General features: G+C 62.9%; 27 protein-coding genes and 1 tRNA gene. 22 read left to right on the top strand and 6 right to left on the bottom strand.

From position 1 onward, the window contains the following. The first annotated feature begins 17 nt into the window (after nucleotides 1-17). Nucleotides 18-1,634 carry an ABC transporter ATP-binding protein gene (locus EN874_RS17830; RefSeq protein ID WP_127426275.1) on the top strand — a complete coding sequence of 539 codons (1,617 nt, stop codon included), beginning with the start codon at nucleotides 18-20 and terminating at the stop codon, nucleotides 1,632-1,634. A gap of 23 nt (nucleotides 1,635-1,657) precedes the next feature. On the opposite strand, the gene EN874_RS17825 is transcribed toward EN874_RS17830, so the two are convergent. Then, on the bottom strand, nucleotides 1,658-1,993 hold the full coding sequence (locus EN874_RS17825; protein ID WP_127426274.1) for a hypothetical protein: 336 nt from the start codon (nucleotides 1,991-1,993) through the stop codon (nucleotides 1,658-1,660). A gap of 273 nt (nucleotides 1,994-2,266) precedes the next feature. Here EN874_RS17825 and EN874_RS17820 point away from each other — a divergent pair, with 273 nt between their 5' ends. From EN874_RS17820 to EN874_RS17760, 13 genes are all read left to right on the top strand, one after another. Further along, a complete protein-coding gene (locus EN874_RS17820; RefSeq protein WP_126085153.1) occupies nucleotides 2,267-2,512 on the top strand; it encodes an acyl carrier protein in 246 nt (81 codons plus the stop codon). A gap of 70 nt (nucleotides 2,513-2,582) precedes the next feature. Then, the gene (locus EN874_RS17815; protein ID WP_245513618.1) at nucleotides 2,583-3,722 is read left to right on the top strand and encodes an acyl-CoA dehydrogenase family protein; all 1,140 of its coding nucleotides are present in this window, start codon (nucleotides 2,583-2,585) and stop codon (nucleotides 3,720-3,722) included. A gap of 1 nt (nucleotide 3,723) precedes the next feature. Continuing rightward, nucleotides 3,724-4,647 carry an amino acid--[acyl-carrier-protein] ligase gene (locus EN874_RS17810; protein WP_127426272.1) on the top strand — a complete coding sequence of 308 codons (924 nt, stop codon included), beginning with the start codon at nucleotides 3,724-3,726 and terminating at the stop codon, nucleotides 4,645-4,647. Between the two features lies 1 nt (nucleotide 4,648). Beyond that, nucleotides 4,649-5,647 carry a DUF1839 family protein gene (locus tag EN874_RS17805; RefSeq protein WP_127426271.1) on the top strand — a complete coding sequence of 333 codons (999 nt, stop codon included), beginning with the start codon at nucleotides 4,649-4,651 and terminating at the stop codon, nucleotides 5,645-5,647. Between the two features lie 36 nt (nucleotides 5,648-5,683). Continuing rightward, on the top strand, nucleotides 5,684-8,203 hold the full coding sequence (locus EN874_RS17800) for a glycoside hydrolase family 2 protein (protein ID WP_245513606.1): 2,520 nt from the start codon (nucleotides 5,684-5,686) through the stop codon (nucleotides 8,201-8,203). Next, a complete protein-coding gene (locus EN874_RS17795) occupies nucleotides 8,200-9,990 on the top strand; it encodes an alpha/beta fold hydrolase (RefSeq protein ID WP_127426270.1) in 1,791 nt (596 codons plus the stop codon). The genes EN874_RS17800 and EN874_RS17795 overlap by 4 nt, the downstream gene beginning before the upstream one ends. Before the next feature lie 682 nt (nucleotides 9,991-10,672). After that, the gene (locus EN874_RS17790) at nucleotides 10,673-11,617 is read left to right on the top strand and encodes an AAA family ATPase (protein ID WP_127426269.1); all 945 of its coding nucleotides are present in this window, start codon (nucleotides 10,673-10,675) and stop codon (nucleotides 11,615-11,617) included. Between the two features lie 16 nt (nucleotides 11,618-11,633). Beyond that, on the top strand, nucleotides 11,634-12,041 hold the full coding sequence (locus EN874_RS17785) for a hypothetical protein (RefSeq protein ID WP_127426268.1): 408 nt from the start codon (nucleotides 11,634-11,636) through the stop codon (nucleotides 12,039-12,041). A 101-nt stretch (nucleotides 12,042-12,142) separates the two neighbouring features. After that, on the top strand, nucleotides 12,143-12,604 hold the full coding sequence (locus EN874_RS17780; RefSeq protein ID WP_127426267.1) for a hypothetical protein: 462 nt from the start codon (nucleotides 12,143-12,145) through the stop codon (nucleotides 12,602-12,604). Then, the gene (locus EN874_RS17775) at nucleotides 12,594-12,779 is read left to right on the top strand and encodes a hypothetical protein (RefSeq protein WP_127426266.1); all 186 of its coding nucleotides are present in this window, start codon (nucleotides 12,594-12,596) and stop codon (nucleotides 12,777-12,779) included. The genes EN874_RS17780 and EN874_RS17775 overlap by 11 nt, the downstream gene beginning before the upstream one ends. Continuing rightward, complete coding sequence (locus EN874_RS17770; protein WP_127426265.1) at nucleotides 12,780-13,310, top strand: HK97 family phage prohead protease; 531 nt, start codon at nucleotides 12,780-12,782, stop codon at nucleotides 13,308-13,310. After that, complete coding sequence (locus EN874_RS17765; protein WP_127426264.1) at nucleotides 13,307-13,501, top strand: hypothetical protein; 195 nt, start codon at nucleotides 13,307-13,309, stop codon at nucleotides 13,499-13,501. Before EN874_RS17770 ends, EN874_RS17765 begins: the two co-directional genes overlap by 4 nt. Before the next feature lie 666 nt (nucleotides 13,502-14,167). Further along, nucleotides 14,168-14,836, top strand: coding sequence for a LamG-like jellyroll fold domain-containing protein (locus EN874_RS17760; protein WP_127426263.1), 669 nt, complete (start codon nucleotides 14,168-14,170; stop codon nucleotides 14,834-14,836). Between the two features lie 5 nt (nucleotides 14,837-14,841). On the opposite strand, the gene EN874_RS33720 is transcribed toward EN874_RS17760, so the two are convergent. Together EN874_RS33720 and EN874_RS17755 are read right to left on the bottom strand one after the other, a co-directional pair. Next, complete coding sequence (locus tag EN874_RS33720; protein WP_168247522.1) at nucleotides 14,842-15,000, bottom strand: hypothetical protein; 159 nt, start codon at nucleotides 14,998-15,000, stop codon at nucleotides 14,842-14,844. A 307-nt stretch (nucleotides 15,001-15,307) separates the two neighbouring features. Then, on the bottom strand, nucleotides 15,308-15,613 hold the full coding sequence (locus EN874_RS17755; protein ID WP_127426262.1) for a hypothetical protein: 306 nt from the start codon (nucleotides 15,611-15,613) through the stop codon (nucleotides 15,308-15,310). A 60-nt stretch (nucleotides 15,614-15,673) separates the two neighbouring features. Between EN874_RS17755 and EN874_RS17750 the strand changes: the two genes are divergently transcribed. From EN874_RS17750 to EN874_RS17735, 4 genes are all read left to right on the top strand, one after another. Next, nucleotides 15,674-15,928, top strand: coding sequence for a hypothetical protein (locus EN874_RS17750; RefSeq protein WP_168247516.1), 255 nt, complete (start codon nucleotides 15,674-15,676; stop codon nucleotides 15,926-15,928). A gap of 101 nt (nucleotides 15,929-16,029) precedes the next feature. Continuing rightward, entirely contained in the window at nucleotides 16,030-16,386 is a 357-nt protein-coding gene (locus EN874_RS34420) for a hypothetical protein (protein WP_245513605.1), read from the top strand. After that, on the top strand, nucleotides 16,383-16,607 hold the full coding sequence (locus EN874_RS17740; protein ID WP_127426261.1) for a DUF768 domain-containing protein: 225 nt from the start codon (nucleotides 16,383-16,385) through the stop codon (nucleotides 16,605-16,607). Before EN874_RS34420 ends, EN874_RS17740 begins: the two co-directional genes overlap by 4 nt. 668 nt (nucleotides 16,608-17,275) lie before the next feature. Next, entirely contained in the window at nucleotides 17,276-17,458 is a 183-nt protein-coding gene (locus EN874_RS17735; protein ID WP_245513604.1) for a hypothetical protein, read from the top strand. 440 nt (nucleotides 17,459-17,898) lie between these two features. Here EN874_RS17735 and EN874_RS17730 read toward each other — a convergent pair whose 3' ends face one another. Next, nucleotides 17,899-18,078, bottom strand: a complete 180-nt coding sequence (locus EN874_RS17730) for a hypothetical protein (RefSeq protein ID WP_127426259.1) — start codon at nucleotides 18,076-18,078, stop codon at nucleotides 17,899-17,901. 111 nt (nucleotides 18,079-18,189) lie between these two features. On the opposite strand from EN874_RS17730, the gene EN874_RS17725 reads away from it, so the two are divergent. Beyond that, nucleotides 18,190-18,381 (top strand): hypothetical protein, encoded by a 192-nt coding sequence (locus tag EN874_RS17725; protein ID WP_127426258.1) that lies wholly within the window; start codon nucleotides 18,190-18,192, stop codon nucleotides 18,379-18,381. Nucleotides 18,382-18,720: 339 nt separating this feature from the next. Beyond that, the gene (locus tag EN874_RS17720) at nucleotides 18,721-19,833 is read left to right on the top strand and encodes an integrase (protein ID WP_127426257.1); all 1,113 of its coding nucleotides are present in this window, start codon (nucleotides 18,721-18,723) and stop codon (nucleotides 19,831-19,833) included. A gap of 66 nt (nucleotides 19,834-19,899) precedes the next feature. Here EN874_RS17720 and EN874_RS17715 read toward each other — a convergent pair. Continuing rightward, nucleotides 19,900-19,976, bottom strand: a tRNA-Pro gene (locus tag EN874_RS17715). A 201-nt stretch (nucleotides 19,977-20,177) separates the two neighbouring features. Here EN874_RS17715 and EN874_RS17710 point away from each other — a divergent pair. Further along, the gene (locus tag EN874_RS17710) at nucleotides 20,178-21,698 is read left to right on the top strand and encodes a phosphomannomutase/phosphoglucomutase (protein WP_127426256.1); all 1,521 of its coding nucleotides are present in this window, start codon (nucleotides 20,178-20,180) and stop codon (nucleotides 21,696-21,698) included. A 15-nt stretch (nucleotides 21,699-21,713) separates the two neighbouring features. Here the strand turns inward: EN874_RS17710 and EN874_RS17705 are convergent, their stop codons facing one another. Then, the gene (locus EN874_RS17705; protein WP_127426255.1) at nucleotides 21,714-22,601 is read right to left on the bottom strand and encodes an NmrA/HSCARG family protein; all 888 of its coding nucleotides are present in this window, start codon (nucleotides 22,599-22,601) and stop codon (nucleotides 21,714-21,716) included. Between the two features lie 98 nt (nucleotides 22,602-22,699). On the opposite strand from EN874_RS17705, the gene EN874_RS17700 reads away from it, so the two are divergent. After that, complete coding sequence (locus tag EN874_RS17700) at nucleotides 22,700-23,599, top strand: LysR family transcriptional regulator (protein WP_127426254.1); 900 nt, start codon at nucleotides 22,700-22,702, stop codon at nucleotides 23,597-23,599. Nucleotides 23,600-23,623 lie beyond the last annotated feature (24 nt).

Raw genomic sequence — 23,623 nt, 5'->3', positions numbered from 1 at the left:
AGATGGGGATCGCTGACATGGCTTCCGAAACGATCCTCAGCGTCAAGGACCTGCGGGTCCGCTTCCAGACCCTCGACGGCACGGTCGAGGCGGTGAAGGGCATCAGCATCAAGGTCAATGCCGGCGAGACCGTCGCCGTCGTCGGCGAATCCGGCTCCGGCAAGAGCCAGACGATGATGGCGGCGATGAGCCTGCTCTCCTCCAATGGCGAGGCCACCGGCCAGGTCGACTATCGCGGCCGCAATCTGCTGGAGATGACCAAGAGCGAGCTCAACAAGGTCCGCGGCCGCAAGATCAGCATGATCTTCCAGGAGCCGATGACCTCGCTCGATCCGCTCTACACCATCGGCAATCAGCTCATCGAGCCGATCCGCCGGCATCGCGGGCTCTCCGCGCCGGCCGCGCGCGAGGAGGCGCTGAAGCTGCTCAAGCTGGTGCACATCCCCGATCCGGAGCGCCGGATGAAATCCTATCCGCACGAAATGTCGGGCGGCCAGCGCCAGCGCGTCATGATCGCCATGGCGCTGGCCAACGATCCCGACATACTGATCGCCGACGAGCCGACGACGGCGCTCGACGTCACCATCCAGGCGCAGATCCTGATGCTGCTTGCCGAATTGCAGCGCAAGCTCGGCATGGCGATCGTCTTCATCACCCATGATCTCGGCATCGTGCGCCGCTTCGCCGACCGCGTCTATGTCATGCGCCAGGGCGAGGTGGTCGAGGAGGGCCAGGCGGAAGCGCTGTTCGCCAACCCGCAGCATGCCTATACCAAGATGCTGCTCGCGGCCGAGCCGACCGGCACCAAGGCGGCGCCGCCCGCCAATGCGCCGGTGCTGCTCGAAGGCCGCAACGTCGAGGTCGTCTTCAAGATCGGCGGCGGCTTCCTCGGAGGCGAGCCGCTCATGCTGCGCGCGGTGGACAAGATCTCGATCCGGCTGAAGCGCAATCAGACCATCGGCATCGTCGGCGAGTCCGGTTCAGGCAAGTCGACGCTCGGCCGCGCGCTGCTCAGATTGTTGCCCAGCGACGGCGTGATCCGCTTCGGCGACCGCGACATCTCCGAGGCCGACCGCCGGGCGATGCGGCCGCTCAGGCGCGAATTGCAGCTCGTCTTCCAGGATCCGTTCGGCTCGCTGTCGCCGCGCATGACGGTTGGCCAGGTCATCACCGAGGGGCTTCTGGTGCACGAACCCTCGCTGACCGGCAAGCAGCGCGACCAGCGCGCCGTCGAGGCGCTGCGCGAGGTCGGCCTCGATCCCAACGCCCGCAACCGCTACCCGCATGAGTTTTCCGGCGGCCAGCGCCAGCGCATCGCCATCGCCCGCGCCATGATCCTGAAGCCGAAAGTGGTGGTGCTCGACGAGCCGACCTCGGCGCTCGACCGCTCGGTGCAGAAGCAGATCGTCGAATTGCTGCGCAAGCTGCAGGCCGACCACCAGCTCTCCTACCTCTTCATCAGCCATGACCTCGCGGTCGTGCGCGCCATGGCCGACTACATCATCGTCATGAAGCAGGGAAAGATCGTCGAGGAGGGCCCGACCGAGGAGATCTTCGGCAATCCGCGCGAGGCCTACACGCAGACGCTGATGAACGCGGCAATCGATTCGACCAGGTTCCGGATCAGCGCATAGGACCGCCGCCGGCGGCCGCTGGCTCATTGCGAGGACGGGCACCTTTGCTTCCTCGCGGCGACAATCGCCTGCTGCTGGTGCTGCAGCCGCGCGATCTTCGCCGTGTCGCGGTTGGCCACCACTGTCTTGACGCGCTCGCCGCCGAGCAGCCAGCTCGGCACGCTGGTGTTGGCGACCTTGCCGCGGCTGATCGCCGTCCGCGAGATGTCGGTGGCCGTGTCGCCGAGCGCGCTGTTGAGTTCCGCGCAGCTCATCTTGTCGTATTTCCCCGGATCGATCGATGCGACGGTAGACGAGCAGCCGGCGACCGCAAGGGAGACACCGATCAAGGTCAACGGCAAGAGGGCCCTGAACTTCATACTCTTACCCGGTTTCGCCGTTCCAATGGTCCAGCACCCCTCGAAGTGGAGCAGGGCGACCATTAGGCCAAAGTGAGGGTCCGTTGTCGACCATTTATCTGTTCGACTTAACCACTGCGGCTGAGCCGGGCGGAGAGCCGTGAAAATTGTACGGCGGTCCGTTACCGATCCTTAGGGATGGTTGAAACTGGCCGATGGCGTTAACGCCACGGTTGCGCTGCCTCTGCGATAGTGCCGCTCGCACAATATGCAAACGCAAGGGGTGGGGCCTCCATGATCGACCAGATTCGCTCGCTGCTCGAGCAGCATCCGATGATTCCGCTGAATTTCGGCGCGCTCGCCGACGATGCCAATCTCTACGACGCGGGGCTGACCTCTTTCGCCTCGGTGCAGATGATGCTGGCTCTCGAAGAGGAGTTCGATATCGAATTCCCCGAGACGATGCTGACGCGGCGCACCTTTTCTTCGCTCATCAACATCGCGGACGCCGTTTCGCAGCTGACGCGCAGGGCGGCGTAGCGCCATGAATTTGTTGAGAAAAATCGAGGCCGCTTCGGTCGCGGAGGCGCCGGAAGCAGCAACCGAACGCATGCGGCGCGTCGCCGAGATCGCCGCCAGCCATGCTGATGCCGTCGACAAGGAAGGCCGTTTCCCGACAGAGACGATCGAGGCGCTGAAGCGCGAGTGCCTGCTCGGCGTGGCGATCCCGATCGAGCATGGCGGCGAGGGGCTCGGCACGATGCGGATCGCCGACCTCATCGTCCAGCTCGGTCAGGCCTGCGGCTCGAGCGCGATGATCTATGCCATGCACCAGATCAAGACGTCGAGCTTCGTCACTCACGGCGGCGCCAGCGACTGGCACCGCGCCTATATGCGGCGCATCGCCGACGAGCAGTTGCTGATGGCTTCGGCGACGACCGAGGCCGGCATCGGCGGCAATCTGCGCAATTCGATCTGCGCGGTCGAGGTCGCCGGCGGTCGCTTCACGCTGACCAAGGAAGCCACCGTCATCTCCTACGGCAACTATGCCGACGCCATCCTCGCCACGGCGCGGCGCGCGCCCGACGCGGCAAGCTCCGATCAAGTGATGGTGGTGATACCGGCCGATGGCGACCGCACCCTGGAACGCACGTCGGTGTGGGACACGCTCGGCATGCGCGGCACCTGCTCCGACGGCTTTCATCTCGTCGCCACGGGTGATGCGAGACAGATGTTCCCGAAGCCGTTTTCCGAGATCGCGGCGCAGTCGATGCTGGCCAGCTCACACATCTTCTGGGCGGCGACCTGGTTCGGCATCGCCGCCGACGCCTTCAATCGGGCGCAGGCCTTCGTCAAGGCGGCGGCACGCAAGCAGCCCGACGCCATGCCTCCCGGGGCGCTGAGGCTGGCCGAGGCGGCAGCGCTTTTGCAGGAGATGAAAGGGCACCTGACGGCCGCCATCCACCGCTTCGAAGCGGCCGCGGGCGACGATGACGCGTTGTCTTCGATCGGCTTCGCCGCCGAAATCAACGCGCTGAAGGTTGCGGCCAGCGAGAAGGCCGGGGCCGTGGTGCGTCTGGCCATGCTGGTCAACGGCATCCTTGGCTACAAGAACGGCACGCCGTTCAGCGTCGGGCGGCACTTGCGCGATGTGACCTCGGCACCGGTGATGATCTCGAACGACCGCATCCTTTCCAATACCGCGACGCTCATGCTGATGAGCCGCTTCGACACCGGCCTGGGGGGCTGAGATGGACGCCAAGACATTCGACTCCAAGTCGCTGCTCGACAGCCTGTTCGAGAACGGCATCCTGTTCGAATCCGGCATCGACGGCCTCTATGGCCGTTCGGGCGCATTCGAGGAAGTGATCGAGCGGTTCGAGCGTCTCGTCACGCGGCTCGGCGCGCCCGACAAGGCCACCCGCATCCACTTTCCGCCGGGCATGAGCCGCGCGACGCTGGAGAAGAGCGGCTACATGAAGAGCTTTCCGCAGCTTGCCGGCTGTGTGCATTCCTTCATGGGCGGCGAGCGGGAGCATGCGCAGCTGCTCGGCATGATGGCCGATGGCGGGGACTGGACGGAGCTGCAGAAGGCGACGGACCTCGCCCTGACGCCGGCCGCGTGCTATCCGCTCTACCCCACCATCGCTGCGCGCGGCCCGGTGCCGGCGCCCGGCCTGCTTTTCGAGCTCTCCTCCTATTGCTTCCGCCACGAGCCGTCGAAAGACCCGGCGCGCATGCAGCTCTTCCGCATGCGCGAGTTCGTCAAGATCGGCACAGCCGAGCAGGTGCGCTCGTTCCGCGAAAGCTGGCTGAAACGCGGCAAGGCGATGATCGAGTCGCTCGATCTGCCCTGCGAGGTCGATCTCGCCAACGATCCGTTCTTCGGCCGCGGCGGCAAGATGATGGCCAACAACCAGAGAGATCAGGGCCTGAAATTCGAGCTGCTGATTCCGGTGACCAGCATCGAGAAGCCGACCGCCTGCTTGAGCTTCAACTATCACCAGGACCATTTTGGCCGGACCTGGGGCCTGAAATTCGCGGACGGCGAGTTCTGTCATTCGGCCTGCGTCGGCTTCGGGCTGGAGCGTGTGGCGCTGGCCCTGTTCCGCCATCATGGTCCCGACGCGGAGGCTTGGCCCGCGACGGTCCGCGACGTGCTGTGGAGCGTGTGACATGCGCGCAGCTATCGCCGGCCTCGATCCGGCCTGCTACCGGCCGCATTGGCTGCACGATCCGCAAAGGCGCTGGCCGCAGACCAACTGCTATGTCGATCTCCTGATCGAGGTCCTGCACGCGACCGGCCACGACCCGGTCGCGGCGCTCGGCTTCACCGTGGCGCAGGATTTCGAGGGCGATCAGTTCACGTTCTTCAAGTTCCCGACCGCCGACCTGCAGCGGCTGGCCGGGCTAGACATCCAGGAACTGGCGGTCTTCGACAGGCTGGAGACGCATGTGCTGGCGCAGGTCGAGCTCGGCCGGCTGCCGCTGGTCGAGGTCGACGCCTTCCACCTGCCCGACACCAAAGGCATCACCTATCGCAGCGGGCATTCCAAGACCACGGTCGGCATCAACGCGCTCGATCCCGAAGGTCGGCAGATGCGCTACTTCCACAATGACGGCTATTTCGCGCTCGAGGGCGAGGACTATGACGGCATCTTCGGCCAATGGGACGATGTGCCGGCGGGCGGCCTGCCGCTGTTTCCTTACGCGGAATTCGTGAAGCTCGAGGTCACGCGGCCGGCCCGCGATGCGGTCGGAACCGCGGCGGTGCTGCTCGCGCATCACCTCAAGCGGCGGCCGAAGCGCAATCCGCTCGGCGCCTATGCGGCCGCGTTCGGCCGACACGCCGAAACGCTGGCAACGCGCTCGCCTGACTATTTCCATACCTATGCCTTCAACACGCTGCGACAGGTCGGCGCGAATTTCGAACTTCTCGGCAGCCATCTCGAATGGCTGGGGCAGCATGGCGAAACTTGCCTGGCGGAGGCGGCGCAAGCCGCCGGCGATATAGCCGACGGCGCCAAGGTCATGCAGTTCAAGCTCGCTCGCGCGATGGCGCGGCAGCGTTTCGACGGCTTGGCCGAAGCGATCACGCCGATGGCGCAGGCCTACGAAACGGTGATGGACGTGCTGGAGGCACGCATGGCGGGCGTCGCCTCCAAGGCGGCCTAGGGACGGGCCGAGGCGCATTTGGGCATGGGTGTGTGAATGGACGCCACGGTGTCGATCATCGGCACAGCCGGATTGCTGGACCAGGGCTGGCGGATGGCCGTCTCGGCGGCCGGCGCCTGGGCTTGCCCGCATGATATCGACGCAAGCGCCGAATGGCTGGACGCGGCCTGTCCCGGCACGGCGGCCGCCACGCTGGAAAAGCATGGCCGCTGGGACCGCAAGCAGCCCGCCCCGCTGCACGACCGCGATGTCTGGTACTGCCTCAGGCTGGCGGCGATCGGTCCGGTGCGGCTGGTGTTCGAGGGTCTGGCGACCATCGCCGAGGTCTGGCTTGACGACCGGCTGCTGCTCGCCTCGACCTCGATGTTCGAGTGCCATGAGGCCGCAGTGACCCTTGCAGGCGGCGAGCGGCTTGCCATCGTCTTTCGCAGTCTCGACCGCCATCTGGAAACGGCGACCGGTCCGCGCGCCCGCTGGCGTCCGCGCATGATCGACGATCAGCGGCTGCGGCTGGTGCGCACGACCCTGATCGGCCACATGCCGGGCTGGTGTCCGAACTTCGATGTCGTCGGGCCGTGGCGTCCCGTCAAGTTGATCCGTGACGATGGCGGCCAGCGCATCCTCGATGCCGACATGCGCGCCGGTCTCGACGGTACGACCGGGCGCCTTGTCGTCGCGATCACCCTCGCCGAACCCTTCGACGATGCCAAAACGGCGCATGTCAGCTGCGCTGGAGTGCGCGCGCGCCTCAAGGCCGAGACACCCACCCGGCTGACGGCGGAATTGGACATTGCCGATGTCGCCCCATGGTGGCCGAACAGTCATGGCGAGGCGGCGCTGCACGACGTGACGGCGACACTCGGCACGGTGCGCAGCCGGCTGGGCCGGATCGGATTCCGTCGCATCGAGATCGATCGCGGCGCCGACGGACGCGATTTCCGCCTGGTCGTCAACGGCGTGCCGGTGTTCTGCCGCGGCGCGGTCTGGACGCCCTCCGACCCTGTGCGGCTGCCATGCGGGCGGGCCGAAATCGAGCCCGACCTCGACCTCGCGCGCCGAGCCGGCGTCAACATGCTGCGGGTCGGCGGCACCTTCGCCTACGAGGGCGATGCCTTCCACGAGTTGTGCGACGAGATGGGCATTTTCGTCTGGCAGGACCTGATGCTCGCCAATTTCGACTATCCGGCGAAAGACGAGGCCTGGCGGGCGGCGCTGTCGCGCGAGGTGGAAAACCTGCTGAAGCGGCTTCGGCATTCGCCTTCGCTGGCGGTGCTGTGCGGCGGCAGCGAGGTGGCGCAGCAGGCCGCGATGCTCGGTATGCCGGCGGCGATGGATCCCACGCCCTGGTTCGACGATGTCGTGCGTCCGGCCGCGCAGGCGATCCTGCCCGATCTCGCGCTGGTGTCCTCGTCGCCCTCCGGCGGCAGCCTGCCCTTCGCCGCGGATGGCGGTCCGACACACTATTATGGCGTCGGCGCCTATTGCCGGCCGCTGGAGGACGCGCGCCGCGCGGGGGTGCGTTTCGCCAGCGAGTGCCTCGCCTTCGCCAACGTGCCGGAACAGGCGACGCTGGACGAGCATCTGCCCGTTCCGCCCGGCCACGATCCGCGCTGGAAAGCCGGCGTGCCGCGCGACGCGGGCGCGTCGTGGGATTTCGAAGACGTGCGCGAGCATTATCTCGAAATGCTGTTCGGCGTCGATGCGCGTCGCCTGCGCATGGAGGATCCGGCGCGCTACCTTGACCTCTCGCGCGCCGTCACCGCCGAAGTGGTCGAGCGCACGATCGACGAATGGCGAAGACCAGCCTCGCCGACGGCGGGTGCGCTGCTGTTCTTCTGGAAGGATCTGCGCCCGGGCGCGGGCTGGGGCATCGTCGATTCCACCGGACGAACGAAATCGGTCTGGCATGCGCTGAGACGAGCCTTCGCGCCGCTCAGGCTGGCGCTGAGCGACGAGGGCGTCAACGGGCTGGGCGTCCATCTTGTCAACGACGGGCCAAAGGCCGTCGAGGCGACGCTGTCGCTTGCCTGCCTGCGCGATGGCGCCACCCCGGTGGTGGCGGCGCGTCGGCCGGTCACGCTGCAGGCGCGCGGGGCGCAGTCCCTGTCGGCGTTCTCGCTGCTCGGCGCCTTCTTCGACGTGTCCTATGCCTATCGCTTCGGCCCGGCGGGCCATGAGCTAACCGTGGCGCGGCTGGAAGGCCACGACGGCGAGATCCTGGCTGAAGCCTTTCATGTGCTTCCCGGCGCGATGGCCGCGCGACGCGATATCGGCCTGTCGGCGCGGTTGGTGCGCGGAGAAGACGGCTGGCGCTTGCAACTCGCGTGCAGACGCGCCGCCTATCATGTCGCCGTCAAGGATGGGCTGTTCCTCCCGCGCGAGAACGGTTTCCACCTGATGCCGGGCGCGGTGAAGGAAATTGGCCTGGACGGGCCGGCCTCGGCTACGCCGGCGGGCGTCGTGACGGCGCTGAATTGCGATCGCGACGCGGCCTACAGTTCAGAAATCGGGGCGGAGATCATGCGGTCATTGCAGCCGGCGAGGAGCATGGCATGAAGGGGATAGTCTTCGCCGACATGATCGGCTGGCTTCATGAAGGCAAGGGCACCAGGCGGCGCGGCCGGGGCGTCGTCATCGCCGGGGCGCATGGCCACGAGGACCTGTGCAGCCGGCGTTTCCTGAGGCTGCTGGCGGACAAGTTGGCCGAAAACCACCTGCCGGTATTGCAGTTTGACTATCCCGGCTGCGGCAATGCCGCCGGGGATCATTCAACGCCCGGCCAGGTGCGTGCGTGGACGGCGAGTATCGGCGCAGCGATCGATCGGCTGAAGCAGGATTGCGGCGTGGCGGATGTCATTTTGGTCGGCTTCCGGCTCGGCGGCCTGCTGGCGCCGCTGGCGGCGGCCGGACGCGACGACGTTGCCGGTCTTGCGTTGCTCGCGCCGCCGTCCTCCGGCAAGGCCTATGTCCGCGAGATCACAGCCATGTCGCGCATGATCGACGCGCCGCTCGCCAGCCGTTCGGCGGGCGAAGGGCTTTTCACCGAGGGGCGCGAGGCCGCCGGTTTCCGGATTTCGCATGAGACGCTGGCCGATCTTTCGGTGCTCGATTGGCAGCGTGCCGTGGCAAGCCTTCCATGCCTGCCGATGCTGGTGCTTACAAACGGCAAGCCGCTCGCCGCTAGTGAAATTCGTGGCGTCGGGGCAGGCGCTGCGGATGTCACCACGGCCGAGTTCGACGGCTATCCACTCTTGATGTGCGACCCCACCGCCAACCGGATTCCGGCCGCCGTTCTCGATCGATGCGCAGCCTGGATAGCCGACCATGCCGGCGAAGCGGTCGCGGGAAAGGCCACGCCGCGTTTCACGTCTGAGACCCTGGACGGTCCGCACTACACGGAAGAGCCGGTCCTGATCGGACCGGAGCCGATGATCTGCGGCGTGCTTTGCCGGCCGCGCGGACGTCAGGCCGCGGCCGAGCCGGTGATCTTCCTCAATGCTGGCGGCGTGCCGCATGTCGGCTGGGCGCGCGGCACGGTGGAAGCGGCGCGGGACCTGGCGGTAGAAGGGGTCGCCTCGCTGCGCGTCGACCTGCCCGGACTTGGCCTCAGCGATCAGACCGAGGAAGGGCGCCTGTTCCTCTATGACGGGCGCACGCGCCATGACGTCAGCCGCGCGATCGACTGGATGGAACGAGCCGGCTATCCCGCTGTCGGCCTGGTCGGCACCTGCGCCGGCGCATTCCAGGCTTTTCACGCCGCACGGGCCGATCGGCGGGTGCGGACGCTGACCATGATCAACCCGCTCTGCTTCGCCTGGAACAGTTCCTACGCGCTGGAGATGGCGATCTGGAAGACTTACGAGACGTCCAGGGCCGTGCTCGGCCAGAATGCCGCCGCCATGCAGGAGAGCCGCGAGCCGCCAGCCCCGACATGGCACGGGATCGCTTCGCGCCACGCCAGGCTGGTTGTCCGGCGCGGGCTGGAGGCGGTCAAGTCCACGGTGTCGATGCTGCATCCGGCCGCTCTATTGGGACAGCGGCGGGTGGAACGCTGGATGCGCGACCTTTGCGGCCGGGGCGTGCGGGTTCTCATCGTGACCTCGGAAGGGGACCTGAGCCTGAAGGAGATCGCCCGCCATTTCGGCTCGGAGGAAGAGCGGCTCGACAGCATTCGCGGCGTGACCAGGGTCTCGCTGCCGAATGCCGACCACACGCTGACGCCGTATCACGCACGGCGCGCCGTGATCGCCCGCCTGATCGATCATGGCGGCATCCGGCGCGACGGCCACGCTCGCCCAGAGCCGGTGCGCGCGACGACAAGCCCGTCCTTCCTGGCGCCGTAGCGCGGTCGCCATGGCAGCATGGCGGTCGTGTCCGGTTTGAAAACTCGCGAAAGCGTTTGTGCGTCCGCCCGGTTGCGCCGGGCGGCCGAGCGGGCTTCGCCCCGGGAACAGCAAGGCCGCACGGGGCGTGAGACACGCCTCACATTCCGCAGCTGTTCCCTTTGCGGACGTTGACCAAGCCTTTGAATTATCGGCGAAACTTGAAGATTTTCGGGAAATGTCGGACTGGTCGGAGTGGCAGGATTTGAACCTGCGACGCCATCGTCCCGAACGACGTAGACGAAGCGAAAATCGTTATATTTCAATACGATAACGGAGGCGTTCGGCAACGAAAAACACGGTTTGTTCCGTTCATTCATTGCCAATCATTGCCGTAGCCCCAAAAAAAAGACCGGAACCAACCGGCGCCCGCCATACCTATCAACAAGGACATTTGAAATGCGCATACGCAACGCGCGGCCGGTTCGGCAGGAACCGTCGCCGCGGGGATTTCACACGCTCGCCCGGTTCTCTCTCGAGCCAACAGCGGGTGTTCTCATTTACGACTGCACCATTGTTCGCGCTCCGGATGGACGCACGCTTGTTTACGGGCCGCCAGCCAAGAATGGCGCGCCTATTTTGTCGCTGGCGCCAGACGTGCGCCGTGACGTCATCGTAATGACGCTCCGCGAGGTTGGAATTGATGAATATGCAGACGCAGACTGATCTCCGCCACGAACTATGGGATGACTTCCAAGGCTTCTGCGAGATGCTTTACGGAGATCCGGTACTTGTCCCCGACCCCACGAATATAGACGGTCTTACGCGCGACGATCTAACCAAGATTTCGCATTGGTCAGACTTCGAGTTCTCCGACATCGACCGCTTGGCGATCCTCACGGACAGTTTCGACCGTTTCATTGGTAGAGGCGAAGACGCGTCCGTGATTACGTTGTGGCGCCACGGAACGCCGCTAGTTCAGCAGATCGAAGGCGAGCCGTGTGAGCGGACCGTCGATATCATTATGGAGGCAATTTGCGACGACTTACCGCTCGATGAAATTGCAGAAATGCAGCGCGCGGCGACCGCTGAGAAAGAAGGTGCTGCAGATACGAAACTCCCGGCAAATGACAATGTCCATCCGCTCCTTCTGCGCCTTCAGCGATTGTATGGCGGGCAAATAATTGGGGATAAAATCCACTGGGCAAAGGTCCCGCCTAGCAACGTGGCCACGTCTATCGTTGGCGTGATCGATGGGGCGCCTTGGGTGCTTACTCCTGCAGGCGAGCAATTCTCGCAGTTGCCGCTACCACCTGAACCAATCCGCGCTTCGCCGTTCAAGCTTCGCGACCCGGCCAGCCTGGCGGAGCGAGACTGGCTCTTCGGGCGCCATTACATCCGCCGATATCTCACATCGACCGTTGGCGCAGGCGGTGGCGGCAAGTCCGCGCATGCAGTTTCCGAAGCCTTGGCGATGGTGACAGGCCGCCCGCTGCTTGATCCTGACGGGCCGCGCACGAGACCGTTGCGCGTCTGGTACGTGAACTGTGAGGATCCGCAGGACGAGATAGACAGGCGCTTCCACGCGGCTGCCAAGCACTTCAACATCACTGCGGAACAGATCGGCGATCGAAGACCGGCTAATTGAGCCTGGCGCGCCTGGCGTGGCTGTAGAAATCTTTCAGGCCGACTTTGCGCTCCTCTTGCTAGCTGTGGCCTCCGGGGCGCCGCTGCGCTCCGTGGCCGACGTTACCGCCAACTTGGCTTCCTGTGTTCCAGACGGCGTCGACGTCAACGTTATGCCGGAAGGCATGCGCCCGGCGAAGCGTACTGCATTCGACCTGCTGCACGACCTAGTGTGGTCGCCTGACACTTCGCCGGTAACGGCTGTCGAGGTGTGCGAAAGCTGGCCGGAAGTCACCTTTCACACTCGCGATGGCGTGGTCCGCTTTCAGCCGGCCGGAACGCTCGCCGGGCATTGGTCGGGCAATAAGCAACGCCGCGCCACCACCATCCCGGCTAGCGCCATTGCGCTCGCCGCAAAGCACCTCTTCGCTGGAGACTCCAACTGATGGCATCTATTTTCAAAAAGGCGCCGGCCGAACCTTACCACGTTCCGTCGCTTGCCGAATGCGACGACGTTTACGCTGGCCTGCTCTCGAAGCGCGGCGAGTTGAACGAACGCCTTCGCGAGCTTGGCGTCGAAGAGCGGGAACTGGAAAAAGCAATCGCCGCTGATCCGACGCCGGATGTCCGGCCAAGCATTGCTGCGCTGTTGGGCGATGGTCCGACCGCTAAGGCCGCCAACCGCAAGAAGCTTGCCGACGTGCGCGCAGACAGGGCCGACCACGAGGTTGCCTCGCGGGCGATTGAGCATCGGATCCGAGACGCAAAAACCCCAGCTGTGCGGAAGGCAATCGCGCTCGTTCGACCAGAGTGGGATCGCCGCCAGCGCGAGCTGTGCGAGGCGCTTGTAGTGGTCGAGAAGGCGCACCGTGACCTCGCTATGCTCGCGGACGACGTCGAGGCTGAGGATATCGGCTCGAGCCATTTCGGTCAGCGGCCCCATTTCCTCGGCGACGCCCGCGACGGACACATTTCTAGGTTTTTGAAGGAGAGCGGCTATGCAGTTTGAGCGCCAGAATGAAACCCGCGTGGAACGCGCCATCGCGAACGGGCGCCGCAAGCCCTCGAAACGTGCCGTCAAGCTGCCCGGTGCAGCGAGCCATTCGTCGACGGACGAGTCCGCGGAATTGATTGCACGCCGGATTCAGCTTGCGAAAATGGAAAAGCGAGCCGGAAGGAAGTAAATGTCGAAGATAATCACTGGTTATGCTGTCCGCTTCAACGAAGAAACAGTGATATCCGGGCTCTGGCGGGAGAAAGTCGCGCCATCTGCATTTGAGAAATCGCTAAGAGACTACCCCGATGTGCTTGCGCTTTACGGACATGATTACAATCGAGTCCTTGGCAGGACGGCAGCGGGCACACTCGAGCTTCGTCCTGATCGCATCGGCCTCGATTTCACGCTGTACGTTGATGAGTCAACGCCGGATGGTTTGACTGCACTCGGTAACGTTCGTCGACAGGACATTTCCGGTTGCAGTTTTTCATTCGCGCCAACCAGGGAAACCTGGCTGGAGGGAGATGACTACGAGTTGCCGCTCCGCATCATCGAGGAAGCGATGCTATTTGAAATCAGCATCGTCTCGCTCCCCGCCTATCCGACCACCAGCGCAACCCTCCTCGAGCGCTCTGCCGACGCGACGGACAACGCCTCCAACGCGCGCCGTCGCGTTGCCGAGCGAGAGGCAGCGATGCGCCGCAGGGGTATCGTATGAGACCCCGCACCGAAGGCACCTTCGCGCCTGGCATCGAGCCGAAGGTGCTGCTCGATTACGGCGAGCGCCTGAAAGTTGCCGGCCCTTGCGAGTTGTTTGACGACGGCGACCGCGTCTCATTCTGGATTGTGACCGACTTCACCGGAACAATTATCCGGAAGGTCGCGCACAGCCTAGAACTGGCGGGGTAACTGCAGCGTCAGTCGTCATCTGGAAGAACGATGTTCTTCGCCCTTGCAACGCTAGTTGGCCTACGGAATCGGTTCGGATTCTCCCTGAGGTATTCCGTCACTATCGTTCGAATGAGTTCGGCTTTTGTCTTGTGCGTTTGCGTTGAAAGCCTCTCAAGAACGATGAATTGTTCATCGTCAAACGATACCGAAATTCTGTTTTGAACGGCCATTGTGTCACCTGAAAAACACTGCGCCGAATTCTGAAATGGCGAATGCTAGACCAAGCACAATCGCCATCTGAGCAATGTGCGACCCACCGATTGGCAGCACTTTGCCAGGTCGCTTAGAGATTGCTCCAATGGCCTCGAGCGAGATTAGAACCGCTCCAGCGATTCGAAAGACATCGTACATTTTTTCGGTTCCAGCGGTGGACTCAACGTGGCCGCCATTGTTTCCGGAAACACTAAATAAAGTATTAACAGTGCACCACATTGCGCTCCCAGCGCGAGCGCGCAGCTATGCGCAAAGGAAAATCAATGACACCCGATTTCGAAGCGGCGTCCGTCGCGGCGGAGCTTGCCGCTACGCGCCTATTATCTGCGCATCCGGCGGCCCGCTGCCCGCACCGCGGCTAGCCTCGAGCGCACCATGCGCACGGGCTGACAAATTACAGGAGAGTAAAACATGGCAAGAAGTTTCTCTGGCGGAACGGATCAACTCTACTGGTCAATGCCCACAACCTCACCGGCGGTTGGCTCTTTCGCCTTTCGCATGAAAACCACGCAAACCACTGTCAACGCGGCGGCAGTCGTTTATTGGGATACAAGCAGCCGATGGGGCTTTGGTTTCATTCTGAATAACACCGCCGGCAAGGTGCTCGTGCAGGGCTATTCATCAAGCGGTACGCCAGCAATACAATTGAGCTCCACGACGACGGTTAACGACGGAAATTGGCATTCGATCGTATTTAACTATGACCGAGCCAACGGCGGCGCGAACGCTCTGTTTATTGATGGCACCCAAGAGGCGAGCGGCAATTCTGGTGCTCTTTGGAATAAGCTAGGAAACAATTTGCCGATCGTACTAGGCGACAGTCTGGACGCCTTTTGGGCCTCCTATGTAGGGGAGATCGCGGAAATAGGGCATTGGGCCGACGCGTCGAATTCAAAACTCAATGCCGACGAAATTGCAGCCTTGGCGAAAGATTTCTCACCGATGCTCATCCGCCCCACATCGCTGATCTTCTATGCGCCCCTTGTCCGCGAGACGCGCGAGTTGAGAGCCGGGCTGACGGCGACCGTAACAGGCGGGGCGGTGTCCGATCATCCGCGGAAGCTTGGGCCTGGCTGTTGAGTTTGTCAGCCAGCGATTGCCATTCCGATAGCGAAGCCGATGCCAATAGCGATGCCCAGGAAGAGCTTGCTGGCGAGATCTAGGGCATAAGCGCGGACAGTAGCAGATACATCTATACAGGGCTGTTTGAGGGCCGCCGTGAGGTCATCGAACATCGCTTCCATGGTTGCCACCTGCGATTTCTTCGAGCGGCAAGACTAGATCAGTTCTGGTGAGATGTGAATCCCTCTGATCCATCAAAGTCTAACGATCAGGAAAGCGTGTTGGTAGGCACGTGTGGTAACGGTTGGTTCAACCATTGCTGGTATATATCAAAGGCAGGTGGCGGCCCCGACAGCGGGCGGGGGGTGCGCTGGGTCTGCCGGAGCCGCCTGCGCGGCAGTGGGCACTGACCCGCGCTGTCCCAGAATAGGACAGCGCGGGTCTATAATTAGTTAAAGCTAATTGACTGTTCCCGGACGCGCCTGCCCTTTAAGTCGGCTTGTCGACGAGGGCCGTCTTCCTCGAAGGCGGCTTGCAGGCTGTTACCAGTCTCAGCATATCCATGTTCACCGTCACCGGCACGCCGAGATTCACCGTCACCCACTGGCCATCGATATGCGTGACATCGCCGATCAACTCGACGGGCTGGCCTTTCTTCACCGTCGACGTCTTGTCGATGATCGAGTGCGGGAAGCCATATGATGGGATCGAGACGCTTACCCGATCTTCAGTGACCCGTCGGCGCACGGTCGCGGTAATGGCGACCTCGTCGCCGATTTTCACGCCCTTCGCCATCCCCTGAGTCTGGAGCGCGCGCCGGCTTCGTCAAGCAGATGCTAATATTTACGAACAGACATGGAACAGACGGTCGCGATTGCTGGTTACAGCTGGATGGCGGCCAAGTATCTCGACCACAAATTGGAGTGCCCATTTTGCGGCACTATCCGTTTGATGATCCCCGCCGATGCAATCCCGACAACCCCAATCAGTTGTGCAGAGTGCGGAATGTATCTCGGCACCTGGGACGAGCTGCAAACCGACTTTGAGCGCCAGGGCGGCACCGACGGTGTGTTCCGCCTCGACAAAGGGCGTATCAAAAAGCTCGACTGAGCCCCTCTTGGGGCCGCCAGCTTTCGTCACGCGGAACCTAATATAAGCGTCGTGCTTATCGCAAAATGAGCACTCGCGGCGCCAATTTTCTCGACCGGTGGATGGCAGAGCATCTGCCGAACGCGATGACGGATGACCCGGCCGCCATTAGCGACCTGGTAATTCAGATGACGAAGGCTGCGGAACGCGAAGGCATCGACAGGGTCGAGATCACTGAGGAAGTCGACAGTGTCTTTGAGGTGATCTTCGACGCGATGCAGCATCGCGAGGGCGGCCGCGCAGAAGGCAAAGAAAGCGACAAGATGGCAGAGGCCGCGCTTGATCTGTTGGCTGGTCGTTTAGCGAGAGAGACGGGCATTGCCCACGAGCAAGCCGAAGAGATGATCAAGCAGATTGGAACCGATTGGGACGCCCTGCTTCGGGAGGCTCATTTCCTGAAGGCGCGGCACCGCCTATGAGCGAACGTGGGGCAGAATTCTTTGGAAAGTGGATCACCGACAACGTGATGCGCGGCAGCGTAGGCGCGGACATCATTTCTGTGGCGGATCTGACAACCAAGCTGTTCGCCGATGCGAAGGCCGCAGGCATTTCCGAGCACGAGATCGAAGAGGAGGTCGGGAGCGCCTATGAGGCGATACTTGCGGCGATAAATGGCCCGCCAGATTTCGAATCCGAGTAACTGGCGCGGGGCTTCACCCATTCTAAATTGCCATCCGTCCACAACGAAGGACACCTTGGCTCGCCGCGGATTTCGCTCTTCTACCTGTAGCTGGTCAAACTCGGATCGAGGTTCTGCTACAATCCCGAATGGCCGTCCGAATCGTGGTTGTCCTGGCGCTTCTTTCCGCCTTCGCCTTGGGATTCGCAAAACTCGTGGAACGCTATGGCGGCGTTGGCGATCGGCCCCCTCCGTGTGAGCAATTGTCTGATTGCCCCGACCCGAACACGCCGCCTCGGGAGCCCGAGCCTAAGACGGGCTAACTGAGCAGCATATATCGCGTCCCATTTTTGAAGGGCCCTGCCTGGCGAGTTAACGGCGCGCGGGAGGACAACTGAGCTATAAGTGCTTCCCGGCGCGCATCATAGCCCGTGCAATCGCCAACCCCGCGTCCACCCTGGCCTTTTTCCTTTTGCGTCATGTTGTCGGCCGTGATGACCGGAACCTGGAGACCAGGCACTCGGAAACGCGCAATGGCGGACCAGATCGCCAAGTTGGCGAACTGAAAGAAGCAGACCGCTTCACGGCCGACACAGCAAAAAAGCCGGCGAAAGCGCGCGCAAGGTTCAGCGCAACGCAGAGCGCCGTTGTGCTATAGATTAGTGGCTATGCCACGCCGGGAAAGCCTCATGGAAATGGCAGAGCGCCACGTCCGCGAGGGAGCCGAGCGCATCGCTCGCCAGCGTGCGCTCATCGACAGTTTAGCGGAACGAGGGCTTCCCATCTACGACGCGGTGGTGATGCTGCAGGCGTTTGAGGCCGCGCAGCGGCAGCACGTCGCTCATTTAGAGCGGCTGCTAAAGTCAGACTGAGGCGCTAACCCGCCATCACGCGTACCGCGGCAATACCTATGCCAATCGCAAGGTCCTGTTGCAAGGCTTTCGGCCAGGCGCAGCAAAATGGCGCCGTATGGCAGGCGACGCTGTGGAGCGTTCAGAATGCGGGCAAGTTCGTCGAAGGTCCGTTCCATGGCACTCTCTCGCAGGAAGTGACGCAGATGGATTCCACAGAACAACGTTGGAGTCTAGAGGAGAATTGCCGTAGGCGTTTTCGCCTATTTGTACTTGACGAAGGGCGAAAACGCATTCCGCTTTACTCGACATTAAAGCGGTAAAGCGGTGTTTGACTTTGGCGCGGATATTCGTAATGATCTTTGGCGGCTCGCCGGATCGGGCGGGCTGGTGCGTGAAGAACCGATCGCTGGCGCTCGAGCGATCAAGGCGCGCTGTAGCTTAGTAACTGCGGCGCGCCCCTATTCGGCTGCGCCCTTGGACAGAAAGCCTTTGGCCTCGAGGTCGTCGGCCAAAACTTTCTCGACATAGCTACTGACAGTGCGTCGGTCAGCCTCGGCGGCTTTGGCCAGGGCAGCTTTGACTACAGGCGGCAAACGAAGCGCCAAGTTGGCTGATTTCGCGTTGGCGGATTTGGCCATGCGTATTCCCTCTTTCGTGATGTCATGCAATGTAATGCATTTTTCGGTTGACGGCTAGTTGCGCATATGTAATGCATTGTCATGCATCGCATTGCAACGAGGAGCGCAGAAATGAATACGAATACGGTTAATGAAAGTGGGCTGGCGCTTGGCGCCATCGTGACGATGACTGGTGCGGTCGTCGGGACGAGTAGACTTCCGGACGGACGCACCTCTTACCTCGTCCAGTTCGACCGCAAGGGCGAAACGGCGCGGGACTGGTTTTTTGCGGAAGATGTGGCGGATTTGGGCTTCGACGACTGACTTGGCAAGGCCGTCGTGACTTGGGAAAAACGCCGCAAAAACATACTTATCTGAACGCCGCCCTGTGCGGCAGCACCGTCCGACCTTTCGTCACCTTGTAGCCCATGGTCGTGGCGTCGGACGGTGCACCTATTGGGGAGGGGACATGAAAGCGGCGAATGATAATGTTGCGCCAGACGCTCCGTTGCGGATCGCGGATGCCGTTGCGCTGGCATTTCCGTACGGCGGCATGACCGTAGCCGGCCTTCGACGCGAGGCGGCGCGAGGACGCCTGACCATCATGCGCATCGCGAACAAAGATTTTACGACGCTCAACGCTGTTGAGGAAATGAAGCTAAAATGTCTCGTACCCGCAAACCAGCCCGGCTCTGGCTCAGGCCGGCAGACAAGGACAGGGAAGCCGTCTGGATCATCCTCGATGGCGGAAAGCAATACAGCACTGGCCGCGGCGAATCTGATCGTGCAGAGGCTGAGCGCGCGCTCGCCGAACACATCGCGAAACGCTTTCTAGAGAAGCCGACAGAAAAGCACCGAGCCGCTTCCGAGGTTTCGGTTGCGGAGGTCATCGCGCATTATCTTCTCGTCAAGGAGGAGACTGTCCGCAACTCGAAAGAGCTGGCGGCACGCGCCAAGGCGCTCCTAGCGTTTTGGGGTGATAAGACTCTTGACGACATCACCACCACGACATGCTCGGCCTATGTCAAACAGCGCACGTCCCAGTCCATGGCGCGCCGCGAGCTTGAAGACTTGCGCGCTGCCTGCCGCATGGCCATTGCCGACAAGGTGACGCGGCATGCCGTAACCGTGACGCTGCCGCCGAAGTCGAAGGGGCGCACCAATCACCTTGATCGCGATACGATGGCCAAGCTCGTTTGGGCCGCATATCGAAAGCGGGAAGTGCAGCGCGGCGTTCCGACGAAGAAGAAGGCAACGCTGCATGTTGCTCGCTTCCTGATAGCCGCCCTCTACACCGGAAGCCGCTCGGCTCGCGTTTGGCAAGCTTCGTTCAAGCGTGAGAAGGGCAGGCCGTATATCGACCTAGAGCATGGGGTTTACTACCGCGCCGCTGAGGACGAGCAGGTGGCGGCAAACAAGCAGGCACCACCTATCCGCCTGCCATCCAGGCTGCTGGCCCATATGCGGCGCTGGCACCGGAACGGCGCGAAGTACGTTGTTGAATATCAAGGCCGCGCCGCAGATCCAAAGCGGGCTTTCCGCAATCTCGCGGACGATGTGCTAGGCGCTGAAGCCAAGGGCATTGTGCGCCACACGATGCGCCACACAGCCGCGACGTGGTTGATGCAGGGCGGCGTCGATATGTGGCAAGCCGCGGGCTATCTCGGCATGACTAAAGAGACGCTTGAAAAGACCTACGGACACCATCATCCGGACCATCAGGGCGACGTTGGCGCCGCATTTACAAGCGGCAGGGCAGGGAGGATTCGGCAATGACTATCCAATCGTTGCCGTATTCATTGCCGTGGATTTTCGGGAGGTTAGCCAAGTGCTTGTTTCTTCTGGTCGGAGTGGCAGGATTTGAACCTGCGACCCCATCGTCCCGAACGATGTGCGCTACCAGACTGCGCTACACTCCGTGACCAGACGGCGGGCTTATAGCCGCCACTTTCCGATCCTGCAAGCGCCAATGGCTGCACTTGTGTCGCATTTCGTCGGCTTTCTCCAAGGTTGCCTGAAAGGCATGTGATTTAGCCGTCGGGTAAAGACCGGCTTAAAGGCTCTGTGGTAAGCCGCAGGTCCATAAATCGGCATTCCGGCCGACCCTGGAGTTTCCACCATTGCCTCTGACGATTGTTGGCGAAGCCCGGCCCAACAGCTTCGAATTCGAGACCTCGGCGCTGATCAAGGCATCGGGTTTTCGCGAATATGACGCGCGCTGGTGGTTCGGCCATTCCGGCTCGACGGAGGCGCCGGAGCTCAATTTGATCGGCGTCCAGGCGCTCGGCTTGGGTCTGGGCACGCTGATTCGCCGCCTGGGTGCCGGGCCGGACATCGTCACCGGCCATGATTTCCGCTCCTATTCGCTGTCGATCAAGCTGGCGCTTGTCTCCGGTCTGATGACGGCGGGCGCACGCGTGAGGGATATCGGCCTGGCCCTATCGCCCATGGCCTACTTCGCCCAGTTCGCGCTGGACACGCCATCCGTTGCCATGGTCACCGCCTCGCACAACGAGAACGGCTGGACCGGCGTCAAGATGGGCGCGGCGCGGCCGCTCACCTTCGGCCCGGAAGAAATGAGCGCATTGAAGAAGATCGTGCTCGAAGCCGACTTCGACCTCGTTGGCGGCGGTGCCTACGAGTTCGTCTCCGGCTTTCGCGAAACCTATCTCGACGATCTGACCAGGGACAAGCGCATCGCCCGCAAGCTCAAGGTGGTGTGCGCCTGCGGCAACGGCACGGCCGGCGCCTTCGCGCCGGAAGCGCTTGCGCGCATCGGCTGTGACGTGATCCCGCTCGATGTCGAGCTCGACCATACATTTCCGCGCTACAACCCGAATCCCGAGGACATGCAGATGCTGCATGCCATCGGCGAAAAGGTGCTGGAGACCGGCGCGGATGTCGGACTGGGCTTCGACGGCGACGGCGACCGTTGCGGCGTCGTCGACAATGAAGGCAACGAGATCTTCGCGGACAAGGTCGGCGTCATGCTGGCGCGTGACATTTCCAGTTTGCACCCGAGCTCGACCTTCGTCGTCGACGTCAAGTCGACCGGGCTGTTCGCCAGCGATCATGTGCTCAAGGCCAACGGCGCCGCCACCGACTATTGGAAGACCGGCCACTCCTACATCAAGCGCCGCGTTGCCGAGCTCGGCGCCGTCGCGGGCTTCGAGAAGTCCGGTCATTTCTTCTTCAATCCGCCGATCGGCCGCGGCTATGACGACGGGCTGATCACCGCGATAGCCGTCTGCCAGATGCTCGACCGCAATCCGCGACGATCGATGGCCGATCTCTACCACGCGCTGCCGCTGACCTACGGCACGCCCACCATGTCGGCGCACTGCGCCGACGAGGTGAAATACGGCGTGGTCGAGCGCGTCGTCGCCGATTTCCAGGCGATGCGGCGGGAGGCTGCTGATTTCGCCGGCCAGAAGATCGCGGCGCTGATCACCGTCAACGGCGTGCGCGTCGTCGCCGAGGACGGCACCTGGGGCCTGGTACGCGCCTCCTCGAACAAGCCGGAGCTTGTCGTGGTGGTGGAGAGCCCGGTATCGTCCGACCGGCGCCGGAAGATGTTCGAGGCCGTCGACGCCGTGCTGCGCCGCAATCCGGAAGTCGGCGCCTACAACCAGACTTTCTAGGGAGCGACCGGACGGTCAGCCGGCCGATGGAGCCTGTTCGAGGACGCTCCAGTCGAATGCTTTCGCCCAGTCGGCGAAACTGTGCCACCGCACCTCCGGGAAATCCTTGCGCAAGGTGGCGATGTCGACGTCGTAGCCGACACGGTCGAACCATTCGAACATCGCCGCCGCATCCGCACTCTGCTGGCGGGCGACGGCGATCGGGATTTCCTGATAGCTGATGGGGCGGCCGATGGCCTTTGACAGGATTTTCGCCTGGTCCTCTCCGGACAGCTCATCGCCGGCGAAGTCGAAGCGCCTGCCGAACACGCTCTCACGCCGTTCGGCAAGCGCTGCGACGAAGGCGCCGATATCCGCGACAGCAACCAATTGCAGAGGCCGTTTGGCAGGCAGCGCGAAGGCTTGGATGCCCTGGCTGAGCGCGCCGGCCGACCATGGCGCAACGGCATTCTCCATGAAGGCGACCGGGGCACTGATCGTGTAGGGAATGCCGAGCCCGGCGATATGCCGTTCGACCAGAAATTTGCTTTCGAAATGCGGGATGCCGGTCTGCTTGTCGGCGTCGGCGACGGATGAATAAATCAGGTGCCCGATGCCGGCAGCCTTCGCCGCGTCAGCGGCGACAATGCCCTGGCGCGTCTCTTCCTCGAGCCCGGCCTCGTAGCTGTTACCCATCAAGAACATGGTATCGACGCCCCTTGCTGCGTCGATGACCGAAGCCGCGTCGGCGAGATCGCCGGCAACGACCGTAGCGCCTCCCGATGCCAGCTGCCGGGCGGCATCGCTGTCCGGCCTGCGTGTCAGCGCCTTCACGCTGTGGCCCCTCGAAAGAAGGGCGCGCGCGACGGCGCCGCCCTGCTGGCCCGTGGCGCCGGTTACGAGAAAGGTTCGTTTGCTGGTCATCTATCTGCTCCTTCGGTTTCCATGGAGCAAAGTTAGGCGCTGTCAATTTGATGCATAACTGCCTATAATTGAGAAACTTTGTCCCATCGGAAGATACAATGCTCGATTTGAACGACGTCGTTGTGTTCGCTCGTGTCGTGGAAGCGGGCAGCTTCACTGCGGCTGCGCGATGGCTGGCCATGCCCAAGACGACTGTCAGCCGCCGTGTCGCCGCGCTCGAGCGCGAGGTCGGCGTCCGGCTGCTGCAGCGCACGACCCGCAGCCTCAGTATGACGGACGCAGGCCGCCTCTACTACGAGCAGAGCAGCCAGGCGCTGCGCACGATCGAGGAAGCAAACCTGCGTCTTGCCGAAGCCAGGGCGGAGCCTACAGGCACCATCCGCATTTCCGCGCCGGTCGGCTTTGCGGGGCACTTTCTCACATCCACGGTGATGGAATTCCTGGCGATATATCCGAAGGCAAATGTCGAGCTTCGCCTCACCGACGAGAGGCTCAATCTGGTCGAGGACGGCATCGATCTCGCCTTCCGCACCGGAGTCCTGGAGGACTCGACTTTGATCGCCCGCAAGCTGGGCGCTACGCACAGACTGCTTTGCGCCAGCCCCGAATATCTGGCGCGTCGCGGAACACCGGACTCCCCGGCGGACCTCGCCCGCCATGACTGCCTCATTGCCGGCCCGTCGGCTGTCGGCGCGCACTGGGTGCTGGACGGGCCGGATGGCCGGGAAACGGTCACGGTGGCCGGGCGCTTCGCCGCGAACGAGATGCAGGCCGTCGTCGCCGCCGCCCTAGCGGGTTACGGCATTGCCCAGATGCCGCACGGAATGGCCGAGGCGCTGATAGGCGGGGGGAGGCTATCCCGTGTTCTTGACGACTACACCACGCCGACTGGCGGGCTTTATGTCCTTTATCCGAGCAGCCGCCATCTTTCGCCCTTGGTCAAAGCCTTTATCGACCTGGCGACGGAGCGGATTTCCATACGGGTAAACACCGCTTAAGGCCATCCGTGCTACCCGGTCGAC

The organism is Mesorhizobium sp. M1D.F.Ca.ET.231.01.1.1, from assembly GCF_003999155.2.
GTDB lineage: Bacteria > Pseudomonadota > Alphaproteobacteria > Rhizobiales > Rhizobiaceae > Mesorhizobium.
The sequence above is the reverse complement of the archived record's forward strand: the minus strand, read 5'-3'. Positions and strand labels throughout refer to the sequence as shown.

Excerpts from the sequence above, each read along its gene's own strand:
- EN874_RS17740 (WP_127426261.1), top strand. The coding sequence starts at position 16,383 with ATGAGCGAACGTGGGGCAGAATTCTTTGGAAAGTGGATCACCGACAAC.
- EN874_RS17755 (WP_127426262.1), bottom strand. The coding sequence starts at position 15,613 with ATGGCGAAGGGCGTGAAAATCGGCGACGAGGTCGCCATTACCGCGACC.
- EN874_RS17730 (WP_127426259.1), bottom strand. The coding sequence starts at position 18,078 with ATGGCCAAATCCGCCAACGCGAAATCAGCCAACTTGGCGCTTCGTTTG.
- EN874_RS17705 (WP_127426255.1), bottom strand. The coding sequence starts at position 22,601 with ATGACCAGCAAACGAACCTTTCTCGTAACCGGCGCCACGGGCCAGCAG.
- EN874_RS17750 (WP_168247516.1), top strand. The coding sequence starts at position 15,674 with ATGGAACAGACGGTCGCGATTGCTGGTTACAGCTGGATGGCGGCCAAG.
- EN874_RS17760 (WP_127426263.1), top strand. The coding sequence starts at position 14,168 with ATGGCAAGAAGTTTCTCTGGCGGAACGGATCAACTCTACTGGTCAATG.
- EN874_RS17820 (WP_126085153.1), top strand. The coding sequence starts at position 2,267 with ATGATCGACCAGATTCGCTCGCTGCTCGAGCAGCATCCGATGATTCCG.
- EN874_RS17725 (WP_127426258.1), top strand. The coding sequence starts at position 18,190 with ATGAATACGAATACGGTTAATGAAAGTGGGCTGGCGCTTGGCGCCATC.
- EN874_RS17830 (WP_127426275.1), top strand. The coding sequence starts at position 18 with ATGGCTTCCGAAACGATCCTCAGCGTCAAGGACCTGCGGGTCCGCTTC.
- EN874_RS17700 (WP_127426254.1), top strand. The coding sequence starts at position 22,700 with ATGCTCGATTTGAACGACGTCGTTGTGTTCGCTCGTGTCGTGGAAGCG.
- EN874_RS17825 (WP_127426274.1), bottom strand. The coding sequence starts at position 1,993 with ATGAAGTTCAGGGCCCTCTTGCCGTTGACCTTGATCGGTGTCTCCCTT.
- EN874_RS17790 (WP_127426269.1), top strand. The coding sequence starts at position 10,673 with ATGAATATGCAGACGCAGACTGATCTCCGCCACGAACTATGGGATGAC.
- EN874_RS17735 (WP_245513604.1), top strand. The coding sequence starts at position 17,276 with ATGGAAATGGCAGAGCGCCACGTCCGCGAGGGAGCCGAGCGCATCGCT.
- EN874_RS17720 (WP_127426257.1), top strand. The coding sequence starts at position 18,721 with ATGTCTCGTACCCGCAAACCAGCCCGGCTCTGGCTCAGGCCGGCAGAC.
- EN874_RS17810 (WP_127426272.1), top strand. The coding sequence starts at position 3,724 with ATGGACGCCAAGACATTCGACTCCAAGTCGCTGCTCGACAGCCTGTTC.
- EN874_RS17770 (WP_127426265.1), top strand. The coding sequence starts at position 12,780 with ATGTCGAAGATAATCACTGGTTATGCTGTCCGCTTCAACGAAGAAACA.
- EN874_RS33720 (WP_168247522.1), bottom strand. The coding sequence starts at position 15,000 with ATGGAAGCGATGTTCGATGACCTCACGGCGGCCCTCAAACAGCCCTGT.
- EN874_RS17800 (WP_245513606.1), top strand. The coding sequence starts at position 5,684 with ATGGACGCCACGGTGTCGATCATCGGCACAGCCGGATTGCTGGACCAG.
- EN874_RS17775 (WP_127426266.1), top strand. The coding sequence starts at position 12,594 with ATGCAGTTTGAGCGCCAGAATGAAACCCGCGTGGAACGCGCCATCGCG.
- EN874_RS17765 (WP_127426264.1), top strand. The coding sequence starts at position 13,307 with ATGAGACCCCGCACCGAAGGCACCTTCGCGCCTGGCATCGAGCCGAAG.
- EN874_RS17795 (WP_127426270.1), top strand. The coding sequence starts at position 8,200 with ATGAAGGGGATAGTCTTCGCCGACATGATCGGCTGGCTTCATGAAGGC.
- EN874_RS17805 (WP_127426271.1), top strand. The coding sequence starts at position 4,649 with ATGCGCGCAGCTATCGCCGGCCTCGATCCGGCCTGCTACCGGCCGCAT.
- EN874_RS17815 (WP_245513618.1), top strand. The coding sequence starts at position 2,583 with ATGCGGCGCGTCGCCGAGATCGCCGCCAGCCATGCTGATGCCGTCGAC.
- EN874_RS34420 (WP_245513605.1), top strand. The coding sequence starts at position 16,030 with ATGGCAGAGCATCTGCCGAACGCGATGACGGATGACCCGGCCGCCATT.